18 protein-coding genes and 3 tRNA genes are annotated in these 24,773 nt (G+C 66.2%); 14 read left to right on the top strand and 7 right to left on the bottom strand.

Annotated elements, in window-relative coordinates; translation table 11 throughout:
- Nucleotides 1-104: IS3 family transposase (locus AC1AYP_RS06175; RefSeq protein WP_476547207.1), on the top strand; the 104-nt coding region annotated here is incomplete at its 5' end.
- Between the two features lie 170 nt (nt 105-274).
- Here AC1AYP_RS06175 and AC1AYP_RS06180 read toward each other — a convergent pair.
- Nucleotides 275-1,702: an MFS transporter gene (locus AC1AYP_RS06180; protein WP_476547175.1), complete on the bottom strand. Its 1,428-nt coding sequence runs from the start codon at nt 1,700-1,702 to the stop codon at nt 275-277.
- Between the two features lie 166 nt (nt 1,703-1,868).
- On the opposite strand from AC1AYP_RS06180, the gene AC1AYP_RS06185 reads away from it, so the two are divergent.
- The 3 genes from AC1AYP_RS06185 to AC1AYP_RS06195 all read left to right on the top strand — a co-directional run bounded on the left by AC1AYP_RS06185 (nt 1,869) and on the right by AC1AYP_RS06195 (nt 5,468).
- Nucleotides 1,869-2,528 (top strand): histidine phosphatase family protein, encoded by a 660-nt coding sequence (locus AC1AYP_RS06185; RefSeq protein WP_476545161.1) that lies wholly within the window; start codon nt 1,869-1,871, stop codon nt 2,526-2,528.
- Between the two features lie 147 nt (nt 2,529-2,675).
- Nucleotides 2,676-3,770, top strand: coding sequence for a hypothetical protein (locus AC1AYP_RS06190; protein ID WP_476545159.1), 1,095 nt, complete (start codon nt 2,676-2,678; stop codon nt 3,768-3,770).
- A gap of 204 nt (nt 3,771-3,974) precedes the next feature.
- Nucleotides 3,975-5,468 carry a UDP-glucose--hexose-1-phosphate uridylyltransferase gene (locus tag AC1AYP_RS06195; RefSeq protein ID WP_476545157.1) on the top strand — a complete coding sequence of 498 codons (1,494 nt, stop codon included), beginning with the start codon at nt 3,975-3,977 and terminating at the stop codon, nt 5,466-5,468.
- A 100-nt stretch (nt 5,469-5,568) separates the two neighbouring features.
- Here the strand turns inward: AC1AYP_RS06195 and AC1AYP_RS06200 are convergent, their stop codons facing one another.
- The gene (locus tag AC1AYP_RS06200) at nt 5,569-5,931 is read right to left on the bottom strand and encodes a hypothetical protein (RefSeq protein ID WP_476502946.1); all 363 of its coding nucleotides are present in this window, start codon (nt 5,929-5,931) and stop codon (nt 5,569-5,571) included.
- Nucleotides 5,928-6,302 (bottom strand): hypothetical protein, encoded by a 375-nt coding sequence (locus AC1AYP_RS06205; protein ID WP_476502945.1) that lies wholly within the window; start codon nt 6,300-6,302, stop codon nt 5,928-5,930. The genes AC1AYP_RS06200 and AC1AYP_RS06205 overlap by 4 nt, the downstream gene beginning before the upstream one ends.
- A gap of 232 nt (nt 6,303-6,534) precedes the next feature.
- Between AC1AYP_RS06205 and gltX the strand changes: the two genes are divergently transcribed.
- From gltX to AC1AYP_RS06230, 5 genes are all read left to right on the top strand, one after another.
- On the top strand, nt 6,535-8,076 hold the full coding sequence (gene gltX / locus AC1AYP_RS06210) for a glutamate--tRNA ligase (RefSeq protein WP_476502944.1): 1,542 nt from the start codon (nt 6,535-6,537) through the stop codon (nt 8,074-8,076).
- Between the two features lie 306 nt (nt 8,077-8,382).
- Nucleotides 8,383-8,455 (top strand) — tRNA-Glu (locus AC1AYP_RS06215).
- 487 nt (nt 8,456-8,942) lie between these two features.
- Nucleotides 8,943-9,015: transfer RNA gene (locus tag AC1AYP_RS06220), tRNA-Glu, on the top strand.
- A gap of 37 nt (nt 9,016-9,052) precedes the next feature.
- A tRNA-Gln gene (locus AC1AYP_RS06225) sits at nt 9,053-9,127 on the top strand.
- 206 nt (nt 9,128-9,333) lie between these two features.
- On the top strand, nt 9,334-10,761 hold the full coding sequence (locus tag AC1AYP_RS06230) for a metallophosphoesterase (protein WP_476547177.1): 1,428 nt from the start codon (nt 9,334-9,336) through the stop codon (nt 10,759-10,761).
- Nucleotides 10,762-10,812: 51 nt separating this feature from the next.
- Here AC1AYP_RS06230 and AC1AYP_RS06235 read toward each other — a convergent pair whose 3' ends face one another.
- Nucleotides 10,813-11,646 (bottom strand): IclR family transcriptional regulator, encoded by an 834-nt coding sequence (locus AC1AYP_RS06235; RefSeq protein ID WP_476545154.1) that lies wholly within the window; start codon nt 11,644-11,646, stop codon nt 10,813-10,815.
- A gap of 350 nt (nt 11,647-11,996) precedes the next feature.
- Here AC1AYP_RS06235 and leuC point away from each other — a divergent pair, with 350 nt between their 5' ends.
- The 3 genes from leuC (at nt 11,997) to AC1AYP_RS06250 (ending at nt 18,450) form a co-directional block, all read left to right on the top strand.
- Nucleotides 11,997-13,400 (top strand): 3-isopropylmalate dehydratase large subunit, encoded by a 1,404-nt coding sequence (gene leuC, locus AC1AYP_RS06240; protein ID WP_476532370.1) that lies wholly within the window; start codon nt 11,997-11,999, stop codon nt 13,398-13,400.
- Nucleotides 13,401-13,476: 76 nt separating this feature from the next.
- On the top strand, nt 13,477-14,163 hold the full coding sequence (leuD, locus tag AC1AYP_RS06245) for a 3-isopropylmalate dehydratase small subunit (RefSeq protein WP_476545152.1): 687 nt from the start codon (nt 13,477-13,479) through the stop codon (nt 14,161-14,163).
- 525 nt (nt 14,164-14,688) lie between these two features.
- Nucleotides 14,689-18,450 (top strand): Ig-like domain-containing protein, encoded by a 3,762-nt coding sequence (locus tag AC1AYP_RS06250; protein WP_476545150.1) that lies wholly within the window; start codon nt 14,689-14,691, stop codon nt 18,448-18,450.
- A gap of 375 nt (nt 18,451-18,825) precedes the next feature.
- On the opposite strand, the gene AC1AYP_RS06255 is transcribed toward AC1AYP_RS06250, so the two are convergent.
- Both AC1AYP_RS06255 and AC1AYP_RS06260 read right to left on the bottom strand, forming a co-directional pair.
- The gene (locus AC1AYP_RS06255) at nt 18,826-20,529 is read right to left on the bottom strand and encodes a PH domain-containing protein (protein ID WP_476547178.1); all 1,704 of its coding nucleotides are present in this window, start codon (nt 20,527-20,529) and stop codon (nt 18,826-18,828) included.
- On the bottom strand, nt 20,529-21,080 hold the full coding sequence (locus AC1AYP_RS06260) for a PH domain-containing protein (RefSeq protein WP_476545146.1): 552 nt from the start codon (nt 21,078-21,080) through the stop codon (nt 20,529-20,531). The genes AC1AYP_RS06255 and AC1AYP_RS06260 overlap by 1 nt, the downstream gene beginning before the upstream one ends.
- A 139-nt stretch (nt 21,081-21,219) precedes the next feature.
- Between AC1AYP_RS06260 and AC1AYP_RS06265 the strand changes: the two genes are divergently transcribed.
- Together AC1AYP_RS06265 and AC1AYP_RS06270 are read left to right on the top strand one after the other, a co-directional pair.
- Nucleotides 21,220-21,897, top strand: coding sequence for a DUF805 domain-containing protein (locus tag AC1AYP_RS06265; RefSeq protein WP_476547180.1), 678 nt, complete (start codon nt 21,220-21,222; stop codon nt 21,895-21,897).
- The gene (locus tag AC1AYP_RS06270) at nt 21,894-23,312 is read left to right on the top strand and encodes a sensor histidine kinase (protein ID WP_476547181.1); all 1,419 of its coding nucleotides are present in this window, start codon (nt 21,894-21,896) and stop codon (nt 23,310-23,312) included. The genes AC1AYP_RS06265 and AC1AYP_RS06270 overlap by 4 nt, the downstream gene beginning before the upstream one ends.
- Here AC1AYP_RS06270 and AC1AYP_RS06275 read toward each other — a convergent pair.
- Nucleotides 23,274-24,038, bottom strand: a complete 765-nt coding sequence (locus AC1AYP_RS06275; protein ID WP_476547183.1) for a response regulator transcription factor — start codon at nt 24,036-24,038, stop codon at nt 23,274-23,276. The genes AC1AYP_RS06270 and AC1AYP_RS06275 overlap by 39 nt on opposite strands.
- Nucleotides 24,039-24,773: the final 735 nt, after the last annotated feature.

Here is a 24,773-nt window from a genome sequence, read left to right on the forward strand (position 1 = left end):
CCGGGCTGGACGCGTACATCGTCCACTGGAACACCAAACGACGCCAGAAACGACTCGGGGGACACACCCCGGAGGAATTCCGGAACATGTCCCCCACAGCCTGATCAGGTACCCTTAATAAACCACGTCCAGCAATCGGGGCGCAGTTCATGACGAGGGGGCTGTCCGCGTAAGCGGACTGGGGGAGAGACCATGAACGTTGCGTTCCAGCTATCTCTCCCCCAGTCTCACTGCGTTCGACAGCCCCCTCGTCAGAGGGGGCCAAAGTGTGTGCTCACACCGACACTTCGGTGAGGGTCGGCTGCTCGGTGGAGGTTTTGATCTGCTTCAACCCCACGAGGGCGATCGCGAGGGAGCCGATCGCCAGGGCGGTGACGACCATGAAGCCGCCGTGCGAGCCCATGCGGTCGATGAACTGGCCGGCGATCGCCGATCCGGCGGAGGATCCGATCGAGTTCATCGCGCCCATCCACGCCATGCCTTCGGTGAGCCGCGACGGCGGCACGAGGTGCAGCATCAGCTGGTTGCCGTTGATCCACGTGGGCGCCTGGCATACGCCGATCAGCAGGTAGATGATCATGATGACCCACAGGTGCTTCGCGAACATGAACGACCCGATGCCGAGGTTCACCACCGCGAGGCAGAAGTAGAACCGCTTCCACAGTGGGATCGTCCAGTTCTTCGCGCCGTACACGAGCGCGCCGCACAGCGAGCTGATCGAGAAGCAGGCGAAGACGAATCCGGTGTACTGCTTCATGTCCGACTCGGTCGCGAACGCGATGATCGAGATGCCGGCGGCCGACTGGAACGCGCCCAGGCCGAACCACGTCACGCACACGGCGATGAGGCCCGGCCCCCAGATCGACGCCTTCCGCCCTTGCTTCGCCTCCTCGAGCGCGCGCATTGTTTCACGTGAAACGATTGACTCGTCGGTCACGCCCTGCGCGCGCAGCCGGCGTCGCGTCTCCTCGGCGGCGGTCTCGGCGCGCAGCGCCTCCGCCTTCGCCGCCTCGCGCGCGCGGTACTCCTTGCGCGAGATGCCTTCCGCCCTCGCGAGGTCCGATTGCGACGGCGGTTCGGTCGTGAGTTCCGTGAGGAACATCAATGCGCCGACAATCACGCACACGCCGGTGAACGAGAACGCGAGCAGGCCCGAAATCACAGCCAAAGTCGAGGCGAGCGGGTTGCCGACCACCCACATGCACTCGTCGAGCACGCCGCACAGCGACAGTGCGCGGTCGGTGCGCTCGCGGTCGCCTTTGAGCAGTCGCGTCCAGCGCGCGCGGCTCATCGCGCCCCACGGCGGGATCGCGGCGAGGAACGGCGTCAGACAGTACAGCACCCATTCCGGCGCACGGTTCGTGATCGACGTGGTCAGCGCGATCGCCGCGACGATCCACACGATGATCGTCGGGATCGACACCTGACGCTGGCCGAACTTATCGGTGAGCTTGCCGAGCAGCGGCGTCGCGACGGCCAGCGCGATCGCCTGGAGCGCGGTCAGCAGGCCGGCGAGCGAATAGTTGCCGTAGTAATGCTGCACGGAGATCGTGATCGTCATGCCGATCATCGGGAACGGCATGCACGCGATGACGCCGCCAATCGAATACCGTGCCGTATGCGGGATGCGCAGCAGCTCCGCATACCCGCCGAACACCTTGCCGGCGACATCCCTGATTCCGGTGATCACTGTATTGGACATACCGCACCCGCTCCTTTCCGCTCCCGATCGGATAACGTCGGCCCTCTTCGGTCGCGGCCACTCTACGCGCGCGTGCGCCGCGACACGCGGCCGTGCCGCGGTAGATTGGAATACATAGTGCGAACCGTATCGCGAACCGTTCACCGATTCCCGAAGGAGGCCGGCGATGACCGCCACCACCATCCATTTCGTCCGTCACGGCAAGGTGTACAACCCCGATCATCTGCTCTACGAGCGCCTGCCCGACTTCCACCTGTCCGACGTGGGCCGCCGCATGGCCGAGGCGACCGGCGCGTACATCGCCGCCAGCCCGCAGATGAACACCGTCTCCGCCGTCTACTCGTCGCCGCTCGACCGCACGCGCGAGACCGCCGGCGCGATCCTCGACGCGTTGAACCCGGTGCGCGAGGCGCGCGGGCAGGAACCGCTCACGCTCACGACCGACGAGCGCGTCATCGAAGCGGGCAACGAGTTCCGGGGCAAGCGCATCGGCCACGGCGAGGGCGCGCTGTGGAGGAACGGCAACTGGAGGCTCGTCGCGAACCTGTGGAAACCCAGCTGGGGCGAGTCGTACGCGCACATCGCCGCACGCGTCGGCGACTTCGCGCGCGAGAAGGTCCGCCGGCACCCCGGCGAGCAGATCATCGTCGTCAGCCACGAATCGCCGATCTGGTCGTTCCGTCATCTGCTCGAAACCGGTCACGCCGAACACTGGATGTTCCTGCGCCACACCGCGCTCGCCTCGATCACGTCCATCACGTTCGACTGCGAGACCGGCCGTGTGATGTCCATCACGTATGTCGACCCCGCCGCCGGAATCCAATAGACGCACACTAGAATCAAAGCCGATACGTGTGGTCGCTTCCCTCCCCGCGAGAGGGGAGGGTGGCCGGCGAAGCCGGACGGGTGGGGTGCCGTGCGTCGCGCACGACGGAAGGCATCGCACGCCGTCCGAAACGAAACGCAAAGGAGCATGATGACTGAACTGAACACCGCCGGAATCGCGCGCGTGGCCGCCGCGCCCGCCGTGCGCGAGGCGGCGCGCGAGGCGGCGCGCCTGATCGCGCTGTGGCCGCTCACCGACGCGATGCGCATGGACAACGACGCGAAATACGGCGAGAACCTGCAGGTGCGCGTGACGCGCGCCTTCGCCCGCATCCTCACCGGCGAGGACGTGACCGTGCCGGATGCCGAATTCGTGTACGAGGGCGCGGACGCGATTCCCGGACGTCCGCAGACGATCGTCGACGCGCTGCTCGCCGCCAACGACGCCTACGACGCGCTCGCCGACTTCTCCGACACCGGCGACGCGACGCTCGTCGACGACGTCGCCGCCGACCTCGGCATCACGTGGGACGACGCCGCGTCCGTGCGCGTGCACGCGACGCTGGACGCCGTCGAAGCCGCCGTGAACGACGGTACGTTCGACGCGGGGGAGTACGCGGTCGCCGGCGACGGTACCGGCGATGGCGGCGAGACCGGCGGCGCGGCCGAAGCCGCGGACACCGCCGGTGCCGCCGTGCCGGTCGACGACGACGCGTATGAGCCGTCGCCCGCGCTCGTCGACGCGATGGCGCACCGGTTCGCGGCCGCGCTCACCGTGTGCGACGCGCTGCTCGCCGCCGTCGAGGACGACTCCGCCACCGGGCCAGCCGCGCTGGTCACCGCCGATACACCGGTCGACGATGCCGCCGTGCGCGCCGTGCTGCCGCTGCTGCTCGTCGTCAACGAGCTGCGCGAACAGATCTCCGTGCCGCGCATCTGCCTGACCGACGTGCAGATCCGCGACCTGCTCGCCGCCCGCGCCGCCGCGCTCGCCGACGCCGCGACGGCGGCCGCGGAAGGCGCGACGACGGGCGTGGGGGACGCCGCCCTGCTCGACGCGACCGCAGCGTTCGTCGCGCCGCTCGCCGCCGCCGAATGGACGAAGCATCGCGAGGACGTGCTGTGGGACCCCGCCGAGGCGAAGAAGAAGGCGAAGGAGGAGGACGAGAAGCGCAACAAGGCCGCGCTCGCCGCCAAATTCGCGCACGTCAAGAACGACAACAAGGAGACCGTGGAACTGTGACCGCGTGATCGCGGGTACGTATTGCGGGTACGTGGTCGCGTCCGCCGTGCCGCCGCGACGGTGCATCACGACGGTGTATCGTCGCGGCGACGGTTGTCGGAACGCCGCGCGACGACTACGATGGGGTCATCATGGCGCGACGTAGCCGGCGACGAAGTCGGCCCGGAACGCCCGCATCATTCGGCAAACGGCGGAGGAACATCCATGGCATTCACCGATCGAGACCCCATCGAGATCGACGGCGAGGCGGCGGCGCAGGCCGACGCGCTCGCCAACGTGTACGGCAGCATCGACGCGCTCATCGACTACGCGACGCGACGGCTCGAACTCGACCCGCTCGACGTGGACTGGAAACGCAACCAGGTGCTCGCGATGCTCGGCCTCGCCACGTACCGCGTCACCGGCGCGACCTCCCGTGAACCGCTGACCCCGGACCGTCTGCTCGACCGGTTCCGCGACGCCATCGTCGTCGCCGGCATCTGCACGCGCGACGAGGCACCGATCGCGTCGGACGGCGTGATGGGCCTGCTCTCCGCGAACCCCTCGACCGTGGCCCGCCGCTTCCTCGACGAGGAGCGCAACGGCGGCGGCGAGGACGCGATGCGCTGGCTGTACGACTACTGCGTGGGCAACGACTCCGTGAAGAAGAGCGAGCTCGACGCGAACCCCCGATTCGACGCGCACGGGCTTGCCTTCGTCATCGACCTCGCCAAGCCCGAGTTCGCGCAGGAGGACCCCGCCTCCGGCGACGTGTCCGGACGCTACCCCGCGTGCGGGGCGTGCCACGAGAACGAAGGCTACGCGCCGCGCGGCCGTCGCACGCTCAGGACCGTGCCGCTCACGCTCGGCGGCGACGATTGGTTCTGGCGGTTCAAGCGCTACGGCATCGTCCGCCAGCATGGCGTGTGCGCGAGCATGGAGCATACGCCGCTGATCGCCGACGCCGACATGTTCGCGCGCCTCATCGATTTCGTCGACCGGTTCCCCGGCCACTTCATCGGCTGCGACGCCGCGTCGGCGCTCCGTGGCGGCACGGCCGCCGTGCACGAGCACTACGAGGGCGGCGCCGAGCTCCTGCCGCTGCATCGCGCCGAGGCGGCGGCCACGTTCGCCGTGCCCGGTTCGTCCGACGCGGTCGTGGAGCTCCTCGACTGGCCGGGCACCGCGGTGCGCGTCGTCGCGCAGTCGGCCGGTACGGCCGTCTCCGCGTCCGAGCGCATCCGCGCCGCGTGGGTCGAGGGCGAGGGCGTTTCCGCTGGTGCTGGTGCCGGTGCCGGTGAGGGAGTCGTCCGTGACGGGGCGTCGGTGTCGGCGAGCCTCATCGCGACCGATCGCGGCTACGAGATGAACCTCATCCTGCGCGACGCCGCGTCCGGAACGGACGGCGACGTGGCGGCGGGGGAGTCGGCGCAGGCGATCATCGGAACGGATGAGATCGGACTGGCCGGCATGCAGGGACTGTTCGTGGTGCCCGGACGTCTCGCCGACGAACTGGGCGTGCTCGGCGACGCGGCTGGCGCGGCAGGCGTCGCGGGCGTCGCCGGTGCCGCGGCCGGAACGGTCGAGGCGGCGCGCGACGAACTCGGCGCGACGTGCCGTCGCATCCTCGCCGGGACCGCCGTCTTCGCCGCAAGCGGCGACGCGGCGGACTTCCTCACTTCCCTCGGCTTCGCGCGCACCGCGCAAGCCGAGGCGTGAGGCGGCGTGATATCACGCGATGCCACGTGACGTCGCGTGATATCACGCGGCATCGGACGCGTGACGCCGGACGCGTGGGACCGACGGTCACGCGCCCGGGTCAGGCCAGAGCCTTGTCGAGCAGCTCGTCGATGGCCTCTTCCCGGGTGAGATGATGCGCTTGGGCGTAGATGAGGATCTTCTCCTCGCGGGTGAGTCCGGATTGTGCGAGGCTGTCGCTGAGCGCTTGCCGCGTGTACTCGCTCGGCGTCACCTGTCGGGCCTGCGCGGCGGTTTCCACCAGACGCCATAGCGCATCGGGGATACGAATGGTATGCGCCCTCATGTCGGACTTGCTGGGTGGAAACGGATCGGCTTCCCGGTCGAGCGAGGCATCCGCAAAGCCCTTTTCGGCCTCCTGCGCCCACCGTTCGACCATGTCGTCGGTGATGGGTGTTCCGTCTTCGGCGATGTATTGCGTCATGCTCTGCTCCATTCCTTGAAGAACCCCTTGGTGAGATAGTTCGCATGGATGATCAGTGGTTCCGGGTCGGCCGTCTTCACGTACACCAGTTCGATGAGACGCTGCTGCTGGTCGAATCCTATGGCCGCCCATCGGGGTGGGTCGGCGTCCCGGTCCCGGCTGCGGATGCGCGCCGGACCGATTCGTGTGATGAAGGCGGATTCGATCTGGCTTCGATCGATGTGGTGTGCATGCAACGCATGCGGATGAATCTCGATTCGCGGTGGTTGTTGTTCATTGTAATCGAGTGTATGACGATTGTCATACACTCGACCGGCGCTGTCGCGGCCGTCATGTCGGTCATCATGCGTCATCGTCATCGTCTCCTGCATCGGCTCGTATGTTTTGGCGCGCGTTTGTTCGGGTTGTGCCCGTCGGGCGGTGACGGGCATTGCGGGTGGCTGCCGATGGTAGGTCCGCCGGCGGGGAAAGTCCACGATGGTGAGGATGCGGTGGGGAAGTGTGGATGGCACGGTTGACGATTACGGAGTGGGGGACGGCTTGGTGCGGAGCGGGAGGTCGGCGCATCCCACGCGTCCGGCACGCGCGGCACAATAGGGGACTATGACTGAAGCCGAACACGCGAACGAATCCGCGAAAAACCACAAGCCCGAACTGCCGAAGGACGTGCGCGTCCGATTCTGCCCGTCCCCGACCGGCACCCCACACGTCGGCATGATCCGCACCGCCCTGTTCAACTGGGCCGAGGCGCGCGCCACCGGCGGCAAGCTCGTCTTCCGCATCGAAGACACCGACGCCCAGCGCGACAGCGAGGAAAGCTACAACCAGATTCTCGAATCCCTGCGCTGGCTGGGCATCGACTGGGACGAGGGCATCGACGTGGGCGGCCCCCACGGCCCGTACCGCCAGTCCGAGCGCACCGACATCTACAAGGACGTCGCCGCCAAGCTGCTGGCCGCGGGCTACGCCTATGAATCCTTCTCCACGCCCGAGGAGATCGAGGCCCGCAACGTGGCCGCCGGCCGCCCGAAGGCCTTCGGCTACGACGGCTACGACCGTGACCTGACCGAGGAGCAGAAGGCCGCCTTCCGCGCCGAAGGCCGCAAGCCCGCGCTGCGCATCCGCATGCCCGACGAGGACATCGCCTTTGACGACCTCATCCGCGGCACCATCGAATTCAAGGCCGGCTCCGTGCCGGACTACGTGATCGTCCGCCCGAACGGCGATCCGCTGTACACGCTCACCAACCCGGTCGACGACGCGATGATGGACATCAACGTCGTGCTGCGTGGCGAGGACCTGCTGAGCTCCACCCCGCGCCAGATCGTGCTCTACCGCTACCTGATCGAGCTGGGCATCGCCAAGCAGACCCCGCTGTTCGGCCACATGCCGTACGTGATGGGCCAGGGCAACAAGAAGCTCTCCAAGCGCGATCCGGAATCCAACCTGTTCAACCACCGCGACGCCGGCTTCATCCGCGAGGGCCTGCTCAACTACCTCGCGCTGCTCGGCTGGTCCATCGCGCCCGACCGCGACGTGTTCTCGATGGACGAGATGATTGCCAAGTTCGACGTGCGCGACGTGAAGGCCAACCCGGCTCGCTTCGACCTCGACAAGGCCATCTCCATCAACGCCGAGCACGTGCGCATGCTCGAGCCCGAGGACTTCCTGCGTCGCTCCGTGCCGTACCTCAAGCGCGACGGCGTGGTCTCCGCGGATTCGTGGGATGCGCTGACCGCCCGCGAGCAGGAGATCCTGACCGCCGCAGCGCCGCTCGTCCAGACGCGCGTGCGTCTGCTCGGCGAAGTCGCCGGCATGGTCGGCTCCCTGCTGTCGACCGACGAGTACATCGAGCCGGACGACGGCGCCAAGAAGCAGCTCAAGGATTCCGCGCCGGCCGTGCTCGACCTGGCGATCGCCGCGTTGGAAGGCGTCTCCGAGGGCGATTGGAAGACCGACAACCTGCACGAGACGCTGAACAAGGCGCTCGTCGAGGAGGGCGGCTACAAGCCGCGCCTCGCCTTCGGCCCGGTGCGCGTCGCCATGTCCGGCCGCCGCGTCTCCCCGCCGCTCTTCGAGTCCATGGAGATCGTCGGCCGCGACCTGACGCTTGCCCGTCTCAAGGGCCTGCGCGCGCATCTGTGATGCGTCTGTGACGCGTTCCGTGTGGGCCTTGTATATAGGTTCGGTGACGGTGTGAGGTCGTGACGCCACGGCTCGTGGGAATCGAAATCGCCCCGCTCTTCGATGAAGAGCGGGGCGATTCGTCGTTCGCCTGAGGTGTTCGCCTGAGGATGCCGCCAAGGCGGATGGTAGAAAGCGGTTACAAAAGAGTTGTCAACCAAGGAGTCACAATGTGACACGCCGATGTTGACGAAGTCGGACGGCTCACGTATATTAATCACTCGTTGCGGTTCGCCGCAGCGGGTGAAAACACCGAAAAATGAATACGCCCCCATCGTCTAGCGGTCTAGGACTACGCCCTCTCACGGCGCCAACACCGGTTCAAATCCGGTTGGGGGTACGGACAGGAAGGACCCCGGCTCATCGAGTCGGGGTCCTTCGCGTATGCACCCGCATCTCTCGGGCTGCTGTTCATCGAACCGTCTGGCGGCCGTTCGTGATGCTTGCCTGTATCCCCATTCTCTTCTCGGTATGTTCGCAACGATGCCGTCTGGTTCGTCCTGTCCGTTTCGTTCGTTCCTTCCATCGTGAATGTGCGATGGCCGCGTCCGGAAAGGCGGGGGAGTGCATGGAGGCCGACATGTCGTCCGTCATCCTCTCCTAGGTGCCACAGTCCGGGGGCCCAATCCGCCTTCTTTCATGAAAAAGACGCCGCAATCGCAAGGCGGCGGGCGGTATCGGACGCTGTGCGCGATGTGCAAAACCGTTGGAAATACTGGCGACACGCCGTAAGTTGCGCACGTACCGGCATGCGCGTATATTAATCACTCGTTGCGCGGTTCACAAAGAACCAAACAACACGGCAGAAATGTCGGATAACAGAATAAGCCCCCATCGTCTAGCGGTCTAGGACTACGCCCTCTCACGGCGCCAACACCGGTTCAAATCCGGTTGGGGGTACGACGCGGAACTCTTCGGAGTTACACGCCAGCCAAATTGGGGTGTGGTGTAATTGGCAACACAGCTGATTCTGGTTCAGCCATTCTTGGTTCGAGTCCAGGCACCCCAGCCAATGAAAACCCTCGCGCAAGCGAGGGTTTTCTTGTTTTTCCTTCCCATTCATCCCATGGTGCGGTAAACCACTCATGGTGCGGTGTCAAGAAACGGCGGTATTCCGCGGTTGTGAAGGATATGTGTTACCGCACCATGGGAACGACCGCGCCGTGGCGTCGCGTGGCGTCCATATGAGCTGCGCATCGGCGCATTACAGTAGGAGTCATGACGGAAAACACACGTGCGCCCGAGGGCATGTCTTCAAGGCCGAGGATCAAGCCGGCGGAGGCGGGGGACACCCGTCCCCTGTCCGTGTCCGCCCGCCTGGGGCGGCTTCAGTTCCACCATTCCGGCAAGTTCCGTGTGCTGCAGGTCGCTGACATCCAGGACGGCCCGAAGATCGCGAAGGACACGATCCGGCTCATCGAGGCGAGTCTCGACGCGGTCCGCCCCGATCTGGTCGTCTTCACCGGCAACCAAGTCGCCGGCTATGATCCCGCGTTCGCCGAGACGTTCCGCAAACGCCGCTGGAGCGTCACCGTCGGCAGCGATATCGACGCCGATATCGACACGTCCGACGCCGAAGCCGCCAACGCCGCCGCCGAGGCGCACGAGCGTACGCGCGAACTGGTGCGTGGCGCGATCGCCCAGTTCCTCGCGCCACTGATCGAGCGCAAGGTGCCGTTCGCCGTCACGTACGGCAATCATGATTTCCAGTGCGGCCTGTCGAACGCTGAACTCGACGCCATCTACCGCGAGTTCCCCGGCTGCGTGAACCCGACGCCCGGCGTCGAGGCCGACGTGCTGTCGGCGCACACGTTGCTGCCCGATCAGGTCGTCTACCCGCATGCGGCCGGTACGTTCGCGCTGCCCGTCGCCGACGAGGCGCACAAACGCACGGTGCTGGGCCTCGTCGTCCTCGATTCGGGCGACTATGCGCACGGCGGCGGGTTCGCCGCGCCGACGGACGACGCGCTCTCGTTCCTCGCGCGCGTGCCGTCGGCGATCGGCGCGCGGTCCGTCCTGTTCCAGCACATGCCGTTGCCGGAATACTATGACCTGCTCACGCCCGTCACCGCGACCACGCCGTACGCGATGCAGGGGTACCGCGAGCACGCCGCGCGGTATTACGTTCTGGACGAGGGGAAGGTGCGTCCCGGCGGCTATCTGGGTGAGGGCATCAGTTGCCCGGATACGTCGCGTGAGTTCGCGGTATTGCGCGGCGATGACGCGACGATGCGTGCGGTGATGGATGATGCGGATGCGGATGATTCCGGTGTGATCGGGGAAGCCGGTTCGGATGATTCCCGTGCCGAGGTGTTTCCTTATATAGGGGTGGCGACCGGTCATGACCATCGCAATTGGTTCGTCGGCGAACTGGACGGCGTGATGATGGCGGCGACGCCGACCTGCGGATTCGGCTCGTATGGGCCCGCGCCGGCGAAGCGTGCGACCAGGCTCATCGAATTCGACATCCGGCATCCGTATGAGCCGCGCACGCAGCTGTTGGAGTTCGGCGAGCTCGTCGGCAAGCCCAGTTCGAAGAAGGCGTACACGTACGCGTTGAACGCGAAGCCCCCGCAGGACGGAGAGGGCGACGACCTGCTGCGCAAGCCCACGATATGGGAGCAGCTCAAGGGCCTGTTCGCGTGAGTATGCATTGGCCCCCTCGCCAGAGGGGGCCGAGTAGGGTCTGTTGCCGGCTCAGCGGCCGGAGGAGGCCTTGATGAGGGCTTCGGTCAGGTATTTGCCGGCGGCCATCACCAGCGGCGCGTAGCGGCGGCCGGGGGCGTTGCCCATACGGCCGGACGGGCCGGAGATGGAGATCGCGGCGATCACCTGGCCGGAGGCGTTGCGGATCGGCGCGGAGATCGAGCACACGCCCTCCTCGCGCTCGTTCACCGACTCGGACCAACCGCGCTTGCGGACGGCGGCCAGCTTGGTCGCGTTGAACTTCGCGTGGCGCAGGCCCTGATGCATGCGCTCGGAATCCTCCCAAGCGAGCAGGATCTGCGCGGCGGAGCCGGCTTCCATCGAGAGCATCGCGCCCACGGGAATCGAATCACGCAGACCGGAGGCGCGCTCCACGGCGGCGATGCACACGCGCTGGTCGCCCTGGCGGCGGTAGATCTGCGCGGATTCGCCGGTACGGTCGAGCAGCGTCTGGAGGATCGGGCCGGCGGCGGTGAGGAGTCGGTCCTCGCCGGCGGCGGCGGCGAGCTCGGCGAAACGGGAGCCGAGCACGAAACGGCCGTGCTGGTCGCGCAGCACGAAGCGATGGCGTTCGAGCGCGATCGCGAGTCGATGGGCGGTCGGTCGGGCCAGACCGGTGGCGGCCACGAGCTGGCCGAGCGTGGAGGGGCCGGTCTCAAGGGCGTCGAGAATCTTCACGGTCTTGTCGAGCACGCCGACGCCGGAATGCACCTCGCCGTCGTTCTGCTCGGCGGCCTGCGCGGTGGCGGGGGTCTTGTCGTCGGTGGTGTCCTGCTCGGCGACCGGCTCTTCGGCCACAGCGGTATCTGAGTGCATGGAAGTCATGGTTTCCGTTTATACCATCTCACATAGTGAAATGCCAAATCGGGGCAGTGTACCACGTGACGAACGCCGCATGTCGGCGAATGACCGAGTAATGGAATCTGTGTGCGCTCACATCGTCCAAGGGCGGCATGCGAGGTCAACCGACGTCATCGCGATGCGCTCGGAAAGTCGGGGGAAAGGTGACGATTTCGGCGGAATTCCAGCCATAATCCGGCGGAAAACCGGGCTTCCGATGGCACATCTCATAATCCGGCCGGGATATGGTCGCCCCCATGTTGACCGCATACTCTATTACCACGAACACGGCGCAAACACAAGACCTAGCGCCGAGAAATTTAGGAGGAATCCCCATGGGAACGACACTGGCCGAGAAGGTCTGGGCCGATCATCTGGTACGGAAGGGCAGCGACGGAGCGCCCGACCTGCTGTACATCGACCTGATGCTCATGCATGAAGTCACGAGCCCCCAGGCGTTCGAGGGCCTGCGACTGGCCGGCCGCAAGCCCCGCCACGTCGATCAGCTCATCGCCACCGAGGACCACAACACGCCCACGGTGGACATCGACCGTCCGAACCCGGACAAGACGAGCGCCCTCCAGCTGAGCACGTTGGAGAAGAACTGCAAGGAGTTCGGCGTGCGCCTGCATGCGCTCGGCGACGCCGACCAGGGCATCGTGCACGCGTTCGCCCCGATCCTCGGCCTCACCCAGCCGGGCATGACCATCGTGTGCGGCGACTCGCACACCTCCACGCACGGCGCGTTCGGCGCGCTCGCGTTCGGCATCGGCACCTCCGAGGTCGAACACGTGATGGCCACGCAGACCCTGTCCCTGAAGCCGTTCAAGACAATGGCGGTCAACGTGAATGGCAAGCTGCCGGCGGACGCCACCGCGAAGGACATCATCCTCGCGATCATCGCGAAGATCGGCACCGGCGGCGGCCAGGGCCACGTCATCGAATACCGCGGCGAGGCGATCCGCAACCTCACGATGGACGAGCGCATGACCGTGTGCAACATGTCCATCGAGGCGGGCGCGCGCGCCGGCATGATCGCGCCGGACGAGACCACGTTCGAATACCTGAAGGGCCGTCCGCACGCGCCGGAAGGTGAGATGTGGGACAAGGCCGTCGCGTACTGGAAGACGCTGAAGACCGATGACGACGCCGTCTTCGACAAGGAGGTGGACATCGACGCGTCCACGCTCGGACCCTACGTGACGTGGGGCACCAACCCGGGCCAGGGCCTGCCGATCACTGCGAACGTGCCGGTCCCGGCGGACATCGCCGACGCGACCAAGCGTTCCGCCGCCGAGCGCGCCATCGCGTACATGGGCCTGAAGCCGGGCATGCCGATCAAGGACATCGCCGTCGACACCGTGTTCATCGGCTCCTGCACGAACGGCCGCATCGACGACCTGCGTCAGGCCGCCGCGATCATGAAGGGCCATCACAAGGCGAAGAACATCCACCGCGTGCTCGTCGTGCCCGCCTCCTCGCGCGTGCGCCTGCAGGCGGAGAAGGAAGGACTCGACAAGGTGTTCGAGGACTTCGGCGCGGAATGGCGCAACGCCGGCTGCTCGATGTGCCTCGGCATGAACCCGGACAAGATGGTGCCGGGCGAACGCTCGATTTCCACGTCGAACCGCAACTTCGAAGGCCGTCAGGGCAAGGGGTCGCGCACGCACCTCGCGTCGCCCGCCGTCGCCGCCGCCACCGCGATCCGCGGCACGATCTCCAGCCCCGCCGATTTGTAATCCGTTTATCTCGGCCCCCTCTGACGAGGGGGCTCCCGGCGCAGCCGGGTGGGGGAGAGACCCCGAAAGGACAATCATGGAAAAACTCACCACGTTGACCGGCGTGGGCGTGCCGCTGCGCCGCTCCAACGTCGATACCGACCAGATCATCCCCGCCGTGTTCCTGAAGCGCGTCACCAAGACCGGCTTCGATGACGCGCTCTTCTACGCGTGGCGCCGCGACCCCGAGTTCGTGCTCAACAAGCCCGAATACGCGAAGGGCCAGATTCTCGTCGCCGGCCCCGAGTTCGGCATCGGCTCCTCCCGCGAGCATGCGGTGTGGGCGCTGCACGACTACGGCTTCCGCGTCGTCATCGCGCCGAGCTTCGCCGACATCTTCTACGGCAACACGGCGAAGAACGGCGTGCTCGCGGCGATCATGCCGCAGGAGAGCGTCGAACTGCTGTGGAAGCTCCTCGAAGAGGAGCCGGGCCGTGCGATGACCGTCTCGCTCGAGGACCGCACCGTGACCTGCGGCGACGTGACCCTGCCGTTCGAGGTGAACGACTACACGCGTTGGCGTCTGATGAACGGCTACGACGACATCGACCTGACGCTCCAGCACGAGGACGACATCGCCGCCTACGAGAAGATGCGCGCCGAGAAGTTCCCGTTCAAGCCGAAGACGATTCCCGCCAAGCACCTCCCCGAAGAGGAGATCAAGCCCGCCCGCGAGCTCGAATATCAATGGGATGGTCCGCTCGCTGATCGCGGCATCATCTGATATTCCCTTTTGCCTCCCTCTGATGAGGGAGGTGGCCGCCGGAGGCGGTCGGAGGGAGAGACCACAGCGGCCGCAGGCCGCGGGAGGAACGGAATCGGCTTCCAGTCGATGTGTGTTCCTTTCCGCAGCCTGCGGCCGCTTGTCTTTACCCCCTCAGTCGCGCTTCGCGCGCCAGCTCCCCCTGAAAGGGGGCGCAAGGAAAGGCTGGTGCGGCGGTTGCTTTCCAGCCTGCTTTGATTTTCGACTATCTCTCCCCCAGTCGGCCTACGGCCGACAGCCCCCTCGTCAGAGGGGGCCAAAGGGGTGGCAGTATGCGCCCCCTTTAGGGGGAGCTGGCCGGCCGGAGGCCGGACTGAGGGGGTTCGTTGCGGCACCCCCAAAATTCCGATCGCACACTCGCGGCCCCTCACCGGAGCATCTGTTCCGCCTATCGGGACGGCGTCCTATACTTGGCCCCGTATACGAAGGGGTGCTCATGACGTCGTTTGGTCGGGCACTTCGCGAATGAAGGTATGGAGAAGGAAGATGTCGAAGAACATCATGACGCGAGTGGGGATGGGAGTCGTCGGCGTACTTGCCAGTGCGGCGATGCTCTTCTGCGTCCTGCCCGCCCAGGCGGCCACCGGCTGGAGTGCGCTGTCCACCACGGAGAAGAAGTCGTCCTACGGCTACTTCGTCTGGAAGTCCGAGAACGCAACGGATGCCAATGAGAAGGCCACCGCTGCGGATGCGGCTAACATCCTGAGGAACTCCGCGTTGCCGACCACGAAGAACATCGGTGGCAATGGCGATGCGACCAGCCTTGAAAACATGCAGAATGCTCTCGACCAGATTAAGAGCATCAACGCATATCGTCTGACGTTGGTCAATGAGCCCTGCCGCACGGATTTGGCTTCCGGCAAGGGACGTGTCTGTGATGACGCGAGCAGGAAGCTGACCCCGTACAAGGTCTCGGACATCCTCATGGCAGTGGGCCAATCGAACGCGAATTTTTCTTCCACGAAGGCTGATCATGCTGCCAACAACGGACAGAATTACCACAGCAACTATCGGTTCGCCGAGGCGGAGAACGCCGCGTGGCCGACTGCTTTGTTCGAGAATGGGAGTTCCTCCGCTGCTCAGATGTGGTATGGCGAAAAGGCCAATTACGACAACAATCCGGTTTATTCCTCCAATACAGGCCACTACATCAATCTGACGAATAAGTATTCGTACAACAACAGCCCGATGTCATATCTCGAATACGACATCACTGGTTTGGGCGTCAATTCGACGTCTCCTGCTCCGTATAAGTCCTACGGCAACAAGACGGTCGTACAGGATTATGTGGCATCCAGCTGGGGATACAAAGGCTATGTCGAGGATGTTGATTCCTACGCCAACGATTTCAACGCCTACGTCGCCAAGGTGAACGAGCTGGGCAAGAAGTACACCGTCACGTTCAACACGAACGGCGGTTCCACTGTCGCCACGCAGACCGTGGACTCCGGTAGCGTTGCGACCGCGCCGACCGCACCGACCAAGGCCGGGTACACGTTCGGCGGTTGGTACACTGACGCGCAGTTCACGAAGCCGTACAACTTCTCCACGCCCGTCACCGGCAACATCACCCTGTATGCGAAGTGGAATGCGATCACCATCACTTCACTCGATGACGCCGAAGTCGTCTCCACGCCCGCGGGTGTGGCCCCGACCCTGCCTGAGCAGGTGACCGCCCACTACAGCGACGGTTCCGAGCAGCAAGTCAATGTCACGTGGGAGTCCATCGCTCCGAGTAAGTACGCCACGGCGGGCAAGAGCTTCATCGTGAATGGCACCGTCAGCGGCACCACCATCAAGGCCAAGGTCACGGTGAACGTGACCAACGCCGTGCCGACTGGTGCCGTCGCCGCGCAGGCTTCCGTCTCCACGATCGCCACGCACGCGCCCGATCTGAGCCAGGTCAAGGCGACCGTCACCTATTCTGACGGCACCACACAGCAGGCCGACGTCATGTGGGATTCCATCGACCAGAGCAAGTACGCCACCGAGAACGCCGACGGCTTCGACGTGAACGGCACGGTCACCGTGGGTGACAAGACCTTCACCGTCACCGTGAAGGTGATCGTCACCGCGCGCACCATCACCTCCGTCACCGCGCCGGACGACCAGACCGTCGAATCCGGCACCGAACCCACATACCCGGACACCGTCGCCGTCACGTACAACGACGGCGAAACCGGCACCGCGAACGTCACGTGGACGAAGCTCACCAAGGATCAGTACGGCAAGCGCGCCGGCGGCGAGTTCACTGTGAAGGGCACTGTCGACGGATACGCCGATGGCGTCTCCTTCAAGGTGACCGTCAACCCTGCCACCGTGAAGTCCGTCGTGGCCTCCGCCGCGACCGCGCAGACCGTCGTCGGCGAAACGCCCGACCTGAGCGGCATCAAGGCGACTGTCACCTACTCCAACGGCGATACCGAGACCAAGGACATCACGTGGGAGAAGACCACCGCCGACCAGTTCAAGACGGAAGGCGCCACCGTGCCGGTCAAGGGCACCGTGATTGTCAACGGCAAGACCTATGAGTTCACCGTCAACGTGACCGTGGTCGCCGCCACCGTCGAATCCGTCACCGGCCCGTCCGCCAACCCGTTCGTGACCGTCGACTCCGGCACCAAGCCCGACCTCTCGAACGCGCAGGCCACCGTCGCGTGGTCGAACGGCACCACGACGCAGGAACCGGTGACGTGGGACGAACCGGACAAGGCCGACTACACCAACCGTAAGGGCGGCACGTTCACCGTCAACGGCACCGTCACCATCGCCGGCACGGACTACAAGGTGAAGGTCACCTACAAGGTCAACCCGGCCACCGCGCAGAAGGCCGAGCCGACTGACGGCACCACCACGATTACCGTGCCGTCCGGCACCGACCCGACCAGCAAGCTGCCGAAGACCGCGACCGTCACCTGGTCCAACGGCGACACGACCACAAACCCGATCACGTGGCACAAGACCTACGCGAAGGCCGACTACTCGAAGCGTGAAGGCAACACGTTCACCGTGAACGGCACCGTCGACCCGACCGTCGAATCCGCCGCCGCGGCCGACTCCTCCAAGGTCATCGTCGCGAAGGCCGTGGAAGCCGCCACGCTGCCCGTCGCCGTCACGGTCAAGGTCACGCCGGCCACTATCACCAAGGTCGCCGACATCCCCGCCGTGACCACCGAGGCGAAGGTCGCGCCGCAGCTGCAGACCAGCGTCAAGACCGACTGGAGCAACGGCGAGACCGGCGTCGACACGCCGATCACGTGGGACGCCATCGACGCGTCCCAGTACGCGAAGCGCGGCGAGTTCATCGTGAACGGCAAGGCGACCGACGCCGTGACCGGTGCGACCGCCGACGTGAGGGTCACCGTCAAGGTCACCGCCAAGGCCGAATCCGCCGCCAAGCTCGCCGGCGTGACTGTCGACTCCGGCACCGACCCGTCCGACAAGCTGCCGAAGACCGTCGAGGTCACCTACACGGACGGCGCGACGGAAGACGCCGTGATCACGTGGAACACCAAGTCCTACACGAAGGCCGACTACTCGAAGCGTGAAGGCAACACCTTCGTCGTCAAGGGCAAGGCCGCCGGGCTTGACGTGACCGTCACCGTGAAGGTGAACCCGGCCACCGTGAAGTCCGTCGACACCACGGCCGTGACCGTCGGCACCAAGGTCGGCGTGCAGCCCGACCTGCCGAAGACCACCACCGTCACCTGGACGAACGGGGACGTCGAAACCGTCGCCATCACGTGGCCGGAGATTCCCGCGGACAAGCTCGACCAGGCCGGCTCGTTCGAGATCGAAGGCACCGTCACCGCTGGCGGCAAGGACTACACGATCAAGGCGACCGTCACCGTGACGGAGAACACCGTCACCTCCGTCGAGCGTGACGTGAAGGTCTCCACCACCGAAGGCACGGCGCCCGCCCTGCCGAAGACGGTGAAGGCCCACTGGTCCGACGGCTCCACGACCGATGCCGCCGTGGTCTGGGACACCGTGCCCGCCGCCAAGTACGCGAAGACCGGCACGTTCCAGGTGAAGGGCGTCGCCACGGTGAACGGCACCGATTACGAGGTGACCGCCACCGTGACCGTCATTCCCGGCACGCTGAAGCCGTCCGCGAGCCAGAACGCGAACACGGACGCCAACACGCTGACGACCACCGGCTCCAACATCGCGATCATCGTGATCGTGATCGTGCTGCTGGTCATCGCCGCCGTCGCCCTGTTCTTCCTCACCAAGCGCAAGAAGTGACAGGTTCCCGCGGGGAATCGTGAGAACGATTCGATTCCGCGACCACGGCTGACGGCGATCGGCGGTTGATGCCGCCGACGAATCGGCCCCATAGTGGCCTCCTTCCCTTCCCGGGAAGGAGGCCACTATGCGTTTCACCGAAGCGAATTGATGTTTCTTGGTTACAAGGGGTACTTCATGGCCGGTCCGACGGTGTAACCGGCTTACGAGGGGTGCCTGACCGGCGATAATCGCCCCCATGAGCGCCGTAAAACGGCGGCAGACGGCCGTACAACGATCCTGTGGTACCCCTCGTAACGAAGATGGGTGACCGCTATCTCAGACATGTACCCCTCGCAGCCGAGAAACCCCTCCCATAAGGAATCCCGCGGCGCATCACCGCCCCGTGAACCATGCTTCGAGCGCGTCCGCGTCAGCACGCCGCAGGAAACGGAACCGGATTTCGGACATGCCGTTCATCACGAACAGGCGCATGCGCAGACTCTCCACGCCGCGTGCGTCGCGCCACGGCGTGGTTGTGCGCGTCACCGACTGCACGCGCGCCCGTCGCGTCATCATCGCGAACAACCCCCACCGCGTCGCTCCCGTCACCAGAATCCGGTGCGGCAAGGGAGCCGGGGCCTTGGCGCTGGGGCCATCCGGTACGGCGGTATCCGGCGAACGGCTCGGGCGATCCCATGCCGGTGGCTCCGGGCCATCCGGAAGCATCGCATACCCTTCAGCCCTCGCCTGCAGCCATCGGCAGGCCGTCCACCACAATCCCGCCGCAAACGGCACGGCCACCACCCACCATGGCCACGAGTGGGTCGCCGGGCCGCCCATGCCGACGAGCAGCGTGGCGGCGGCGGTCGCGGCGAGCGGCATCGTCACGTAATACCGTGCGAGGCCGCGGCCCGTGCGATGGGTCGGCGCCGTCGCGGCGAACATGCCTGGAACATCCCATTCGGGCAGCATCGCGCGCAACGTCGCGGCCACGCGGCGGGCGCCGATGACCGGCAGCACGACCGCGGCTGACGCGACGTCGTCGCCGCCCGCCGCCGCGGACAGGCCGAGCCGCGCCGAACACAGACCGAACATGCGGCGCGGCAACGACTGCGATACGACGATCGTCTGCACGCGGGCCGTCGGAATCGTCGTCGCACGGCGTGTGAACAGGCCACGTTCGACGATCAGATCGTCCCCGCGCCGCCACACCTCGAACCCGTGGAAATGCAGCAGGGAGATCGCGATACTGACGAGCATCAGCAGAATGACGCACGCCAGGATGAGCAGCGTGATCGCCGCGGCACCCTGCGAGGCGTAGTCGCCGATCGACCGTTCCGCAGTGCGCGTGAGCGTGTGGGGCAGCACATCCTGCACGTTTTGGATGAACCCGAATACGACGAACGCGGCCGCGACGATGCGCGGATCGGTGACGGCGAACAGGAGGATGTCGCGCGTCGACGCACGGAATACGGGGATGGGGGAGGGGCAGGAGGTGACGATGCCGGCGCGCGGGGCGGTAAGGTCGGTGGCGGTGCCGGTTGCAGCATCGGCGGCGGTTGTGGCGCCCCCATCCGTGGTGACTCCGGACGAGGAATCGGAGGCGGCCTGCGGTGTCGAGGTGCCGGATCGTGCCGCGCCGGCCGCTTCGGCGCGTCGACGCTCCAACTCGCCCTGCAACGCCGACGGAACCGCGCTCAGGTCGATGTCGGCGTCGTCGCCGATCGGGGAGACCGTCAGACGGATCACGCCGAACGGGCGCAGATACCACGGGCTCGCGCTGTTGATCGCATGGATTGAGCCATAGGCGATGGCGCGGCGTTTGCGGAACAGCACGCCGGAACGGTATTCGAGCATCGTGGCGGACAGACGGTAGCGGGTCGACAGCCACGCGCAGACCGGGCCGACCGCCACGTAGGCGACGATCGCCGCGGCCGCCAGCCACAGCCACCATTCGTGGCGCATCAGCGAGATACGGATGATCACGACGAACGAGAGCAGCAACGAGACCGTGCCCTTCGCATTCGACGCCACGCGCACGATCAGCGCCGCCGGGTGGAGACGACGCCACGTCACGGGCCACGTCACGGGCCGCATCACAGGTCCTCCCGTGCATCGGCCACGCGGGCCGCGATCGTCGCGACCATGCGCTCGGCCTCCGCGGTGTCCAACGCGGCGATTTCGGTCGTGTCAGCCGCCGTATGCACGACCACCGTGGTCAGTCCGAACCGGCGCTGCACCGGATTCTGCTTCGTATCCACATGCTGCACGCGGTTGTACGGGGTGGTCGTGGATCTGCGCCACAGCCAGCCGGTGCGTGTGGCGAGGTCGCGCTCGCCGATGCGGAATCGGGTGAACGCGTACCGGTACCTCGTCTGCAACGGCTGGGTCGCGAGGTCGCCGACCGCGTAGATCGCGGCGAGTGCGGCGACCAGCTGCGTCCAGAACCCCCACCAATCGTGGGATATGCAGACCGCCGTGAACACGCCGCACGCCGCCAGCCAGACCGCGCATTGGATCGCCTCGTTGATGAGCCACACCGTCCGCACCCGCTCCGGCAGCGGCCGCCATGCGGTATCGGTGGCGTTGCCGTTGCCGTTGTTGCCGTTTCCCGTGTTGCCGTCGTCACCTTCCCCAAGTTCGTTCATGCATCCCACTGTATCGAATCGAGGCATGTATGCCGATTATGGGCCGATCTCCTGTGGACGCATGTTGACCGTCGCCCTGCGCGGGTGGACGGCCGGCGCGGAATGCGGTTGAGTGGAGGGCAGTGAATGAAAGGAGACCATGATGAGCGTGGATGAGGACAGGCCGGTGCCGGAGCCGCCGCTGCGGGAGGAGCCTCCGCTGGGGGTGGAGCCTCCGCTGTGGGTGCCGTGGTACGGCATCGGATTCAGGCGTGCGGTCGGGCGGTTCTTCCGCAAGATGAAGGTACTCGACGGCCGAGCCTCGCGCAGCGAATACTGGTGGGCCGTGCTGTTCTGCACGATTGTGGCCGCCATCGTGGTCGTCGCGGCGATGGGGATCGGCACCGCGGCCGGCGTCAGCGACGTGGCGGGCGGAACCGACGGTGAATCACCGCTGGACGCCGTCGCGGACAACGCGGCGACCGTCGTCCAGCTGCTGCTGTTCATCCCAATCATCACACTGTCCGTCCGACGACTGCACGACGCGAACCGGAGCGGTCGGTGGCTGCTTCTGCCGATCCTGCTGCAGCTCGGCTCGCTGCTGCCGGTCTTCGTGCTCGCCGTCGTGTACGGCTACGACGGCATGGGGAACAGTGCCGCGGCACCGGCGACCATTGTGGGAATGTTGCTTGCCTTCGCCTGCTACACGATGGGATCGCTGGCATGGGTGATTCTCATGGTGCTGCCGAGCGATCCGCGCGGCATGCGGTTCGACAAACCGGATGGCATGGCTGCGGCCGGTATGGTCCGTGCGGTTCGCGCGGGGACCGCACGATGAACGACGGTCGATTCGGTCTCTCCGAGACCCGCGCCACGTTGGAACGGGTACGCGGCTGGTGGCGTGAACCGCATTTCCTGGAGAAGGACGCGGGAATCGGCCTCGCCGTGATGGTGGTCGGACTGATCGTCGCGCCTCCATCATCGCCCGGGCGAATGCTGCTGACGCTGGGCTGGATGGCCGTCATCGTCCTGCTGCCGTTCCGGCCGCGCGAAGTGTGCCTGGTCGCGCCCGTACTGCTGTTGGCGATGGGGTTCCTACCCGATGGCTGGTGGACGAGCGGCGGATTCGCCGTCATCACCCTGTTCCTTGCCATCGGCTACGCGCTGACCAACCGGATGATGCTCGCCGTGCTGGTCGGCTACGCGGCGGTGGACGCCGTCTGCTTCGCGCTGTTCGGCACGCGGTCGATGGGCAGCGGCGTGGTCGCAGGCATGATCGCCGGGTTCGGCGACGTCGGCTTCGGTGCGATGATCCCCGCCGACCCGTCCGCGTCGATGCCCGGCTATGCGGTGATCGCGGGCGTCGCGACCGGCGTGTTCGACATCATGGGCTTCGGATTCCTCATCATGTTCGGTGCCGCGTTCCGTCGCGCGTCCGCCGCCGGCGAGCGGGCGGCGCGCGCCGAACGGCTGCTCGGCCGCGTCACGCGCGAACAGGCGCTCGCGCACATGATCCACGACGCCGTCGCCAACGACATGTCCACCATCGCGATGCTCGCGTGGCGCGCCAAAGCGACGGACGACGATACGGCCATGCTCGACGCGATCTATACACGTTCGCACCACGCGCTCGCCCGCGTGCACGACGTCATCGACGTGCTCAACGGCAAACGCGACCTCGCCGGCCTCGAATCGGAAGTCGCGGCCGAGAGCGCGGCGGGCGGCGGGGCGACGGGCGGTACACCGCCGTTCGACGTCGAACTGGAGAAATACCTCGAAGACCAGGACCGCACGATGACGATGCTGGGATTCGTCGGAACCAGTCGGATCGATGTGACGGGCGGCGGGGACGCCGCGGCAGGAGACGCAGGCGGCGGCGCGCGCGTGCCGAAACCGGTGCAGCGTGTCGTGATGGAACTCGTCGAGGAGATCTACGCGAACATCGTGCGGCATTGCGCGATACCGGATGACGCGACGACGCCCGCGTACAGCCTGTTCATCGGCATCGACGATTCCGGCATCCGCATCAGCGAGGTCAACGCGCTCGCCGGCGACGCGCTGACGCTGATGCACGGACGCAGGCACGGTGGCGGACTGGCGATGCACCGCGCGGCGGTAGAGGCGCTGGGCGGCACGCTCGCCGCGAGCGCCCAGGACGGCGCGTGGACGATCGGCGCGGAGATTCCGTTGCGGCCGGTTCCCGCGGAAACCGGATCAGCGCGCGAGAAACAGGGCGATGGCGTGCGCCAATGAATTGGCGTGCAGCTTGTCGACCGCACGGTGGGCGTGCGTGCGCACCGTTGACGCGGCGACGCCCCATCGTGTGGCGATTTGGTCGTAGCTCAGACCGCGTGACAGCAGGCGCAGCGTCTCGGCTTCCTTGGGGCCGCGTCTCGGGGCGTCGGGTGACGGGGAATCCGGGTGTGTGCTGTTCGGGGGCGTGCCGTTCGGGGAGCCGGTGGGTGTGCACGATGGCGTGCTGGTTGCCGTGCTGGTTGCCGTGCCGGTCAGCAACCGATGGGCCTCGTCGACGGTGCGGAACACGGGGGCGTCCGGCGCGGTCCCGCCGGCCCGGGGCCCGCGGTCAGATGGGGTGAACGTACCGCCCGATGCGACGACGCGCAACGCGCGGGCCAATTGCGGGACATCCGCCTTGGAGACGATGCCCTGCGCGCCGGCCTCGGCCGCACGTGCGGCATAGTCGGCGGTCGAGAAGGCGGTGATGCCCAGCAGCGCCACGCGGGCATCCCGTTGGCGGATTCTGCGGCATACGCTGATGCCGGTCGCATCGCCCAGCGACATGTCCACGAGCAGCAACCGGGGGCGGGTCTCGGGGTCGAGCGCGAGGCGCACCGCTTCGTCGGCGGAACCGACGCCCCACAGCCATTGCGATCCAGGCAGCAGCTGCGGCAGGATGCCCCGCAGCGCGAGCAATGCCATGCGGTCGTTGTCCACCGCCGCGACCAGTACCTGCGGCATCCCCTGAGATTCCATGGCCGTCATCATAACGCGGTCAGGCGTTGCGCGGAATCGATACGGCGGACTTCTGTGGACATCTGTGGACGTGGTCATGTTACGTTCAGGAACGGGGCATAGGTTGGGCGGCATGAATACGAATGAAGAACATCCGCAGGGGGATGCGAATCCGCAGATGCGGCAATCCGAGCAAGAGCAACGGGAACAATGGGACGCGACGCAGCAGTCGCAGTATGGGAGCCAGGCGCAGGCGGGTGAGCCGGTACGGCCGGGGAATTCGGGGTGGCCGGGCGGGCCGGTGCCATCGGGTGGGCCGGTGTCATCGGGTGAGCCGGTGCGGCCGTCGGCATCAGCGGGTGACAGGGGCGAATTCGTAGGGGCTCCGGGCGAACCTGCATGGTCTGGGACCGAACCTGTAGGGTTTTCGGACGGACGTGTAGGGTCCGAGGGCCAACCTGTAGGTTTGGGGGCCGAACGTGTAGGTGCTGCGGGCCAACCTGTACGGGGTGGCCGAGTAGAAGCTCCCGCCGAGCCGTTTGCCAGCTCGGGGAATCCGCGGAATACCGCGGTTCCCGAAAACCCGGTGATGACGCGGAGCGCCGGTCTTCAGCAGGGGACTGCACAGGTTGCGATGGGAAGCCTGCACGTTGCCGGCGAAACTCCGCACATTGCGCCGGGAACCATGCAGGTTGGTGCCGAAACCATGCAGGTTGGAGCCTATCCGCAGGCCGTTCCCCA

The sequence above is a fragment of the Bifidobacterium sp. LH_424 genome (assembly GCF_056356895.1).

What these genes read in the sequence shown, in the direction of transcription:
- AC1AYP_RS06180 (WP_476547175.1), bottom strand. Translation starts at nt 1,702, where the DNA reads ATGTCCAATACAGTGATCACCGGAATCAGGGATGTCGCCGGCAAGGTG.
- AC1AYP_RS06185 (WP_476545161.1), top strand. Translation starts at nt 1,869, where the DNA reads ATGACCGCCACCACCATCCATTTCGTCCGTCACGGCAAGGTGTACAAC.
- AC1AYP_RS06190 (WP_476545159.1), top strand. Translation starts at nt 2,676, where the DNA reads ATGATGACTGAACTGAACACCGCCGGAATCGCGCGCGTGGCCGCCGCG.
- AC1AYP_RS06195 (WP_476545157.1), top strand. Translation starts at nt 3,975, where the DNA reads ATGGCATTCACCGATCGAGACCCCATCGAGATCGACGGCGAGGCGGCG.
- AC1AYP_RS06200 (WP_476502946.1), bottom strand. Translation starts at nt 5,931, where the DNA reads ATGACGCAATACATCGCCGAAGACGGAACACCCATCACCGACGACATG.
- AC1AYP_RS06205 (WP_476502945.1), bottom strand. Translation starts at nt 6,302, where the DNA reads ATGCAGGAGACGATGACGATGACGCATGATGACCGACATGACGGCCGC.
- gltX (WP_476502944.1), top strand. Translation starts at nt 6,535, where the DNA reads ATGACTGAAGCCGAACACGCGAACGAATCCGCGAAAAACCACAAGCCC.
- AC1AYP_RS06230 (WP_476547177.1), top strand. Translation starts at nt 9,334, where the DNA reads ATGACGGAAAACACACGTGCGCCCGAGGGCATGTCTTCAAGGCCGAGG.
- AC1AYP_RS06235 (WP_476545154.1), bottom strand. Translation starts at nt 11,646, where the DNA reads ATGACTTCCATGCACTCAGATACCGCTGTGGCCGAAGAGCCGGTCGCC.
- leuC (WP_476532370.1), top strand. Translation starts at nt 11,997, where the DNA reads ATGGGAACGACACTGGCCGAGAAGGTCTGGGCCGATCATCTGGTACGG.
- leuD (WP_476545152.1), top strand. Translation starts at nt 13,477, where the DNA reads ATGGAAAAACTCACCACGTTGACCGGCGTGGGCGTGCCGCTGCGCCGC.
- AC1AYP_RS06250 (WP_476545150.1), top strand. Translation starts at nt 14,689, where the DNA reads ATGTCGAAGAACATCATGACGCGAGTGGGGATGGGAGTCGTCGGCGTA.
- AC1AYP_RS06255 (WP_476547178.1), bottom strand. Translation starts at nt 20,529, where the DNA reads ATGCGGCCCGTGACGTGGCCCGTGACGTGGCGTCGTCTCCACCCGGCG.
- AC1AYP_RS06260 (WP_476545146.1), bottom strand. Translation starts at nt 21,080, where the DNA reads ATGAACGAACTTGGGGAAGGTGACGACGGCAACACGGGAAACGGCAAC.
- AC1AYP_RS06265 (WP_476547180.1), top strand. Translation starts at nt 21,220, where the DNA reads ATGATGAGCGTGGATGAGGACAGGCCGGTGCCGGAGCCGCCGCTGCGG.
- AC1AYP_RS06270 (WP_476547181.1), top strand. Translation starts at nt 21,894, where the DNA reads ATGAACGACGGTCGATTCGGTCTCTCCGAGACCCGCGCCACGTTGGAA.
- AC1AYP_RS06275 (WP_476547183.1), bottom strand. Translation starts at nt 24,038, where the DNA reads ATGCCGCAGGTACTGGTCGCGGCGGTGGACAACGACCGCATGGCATTG.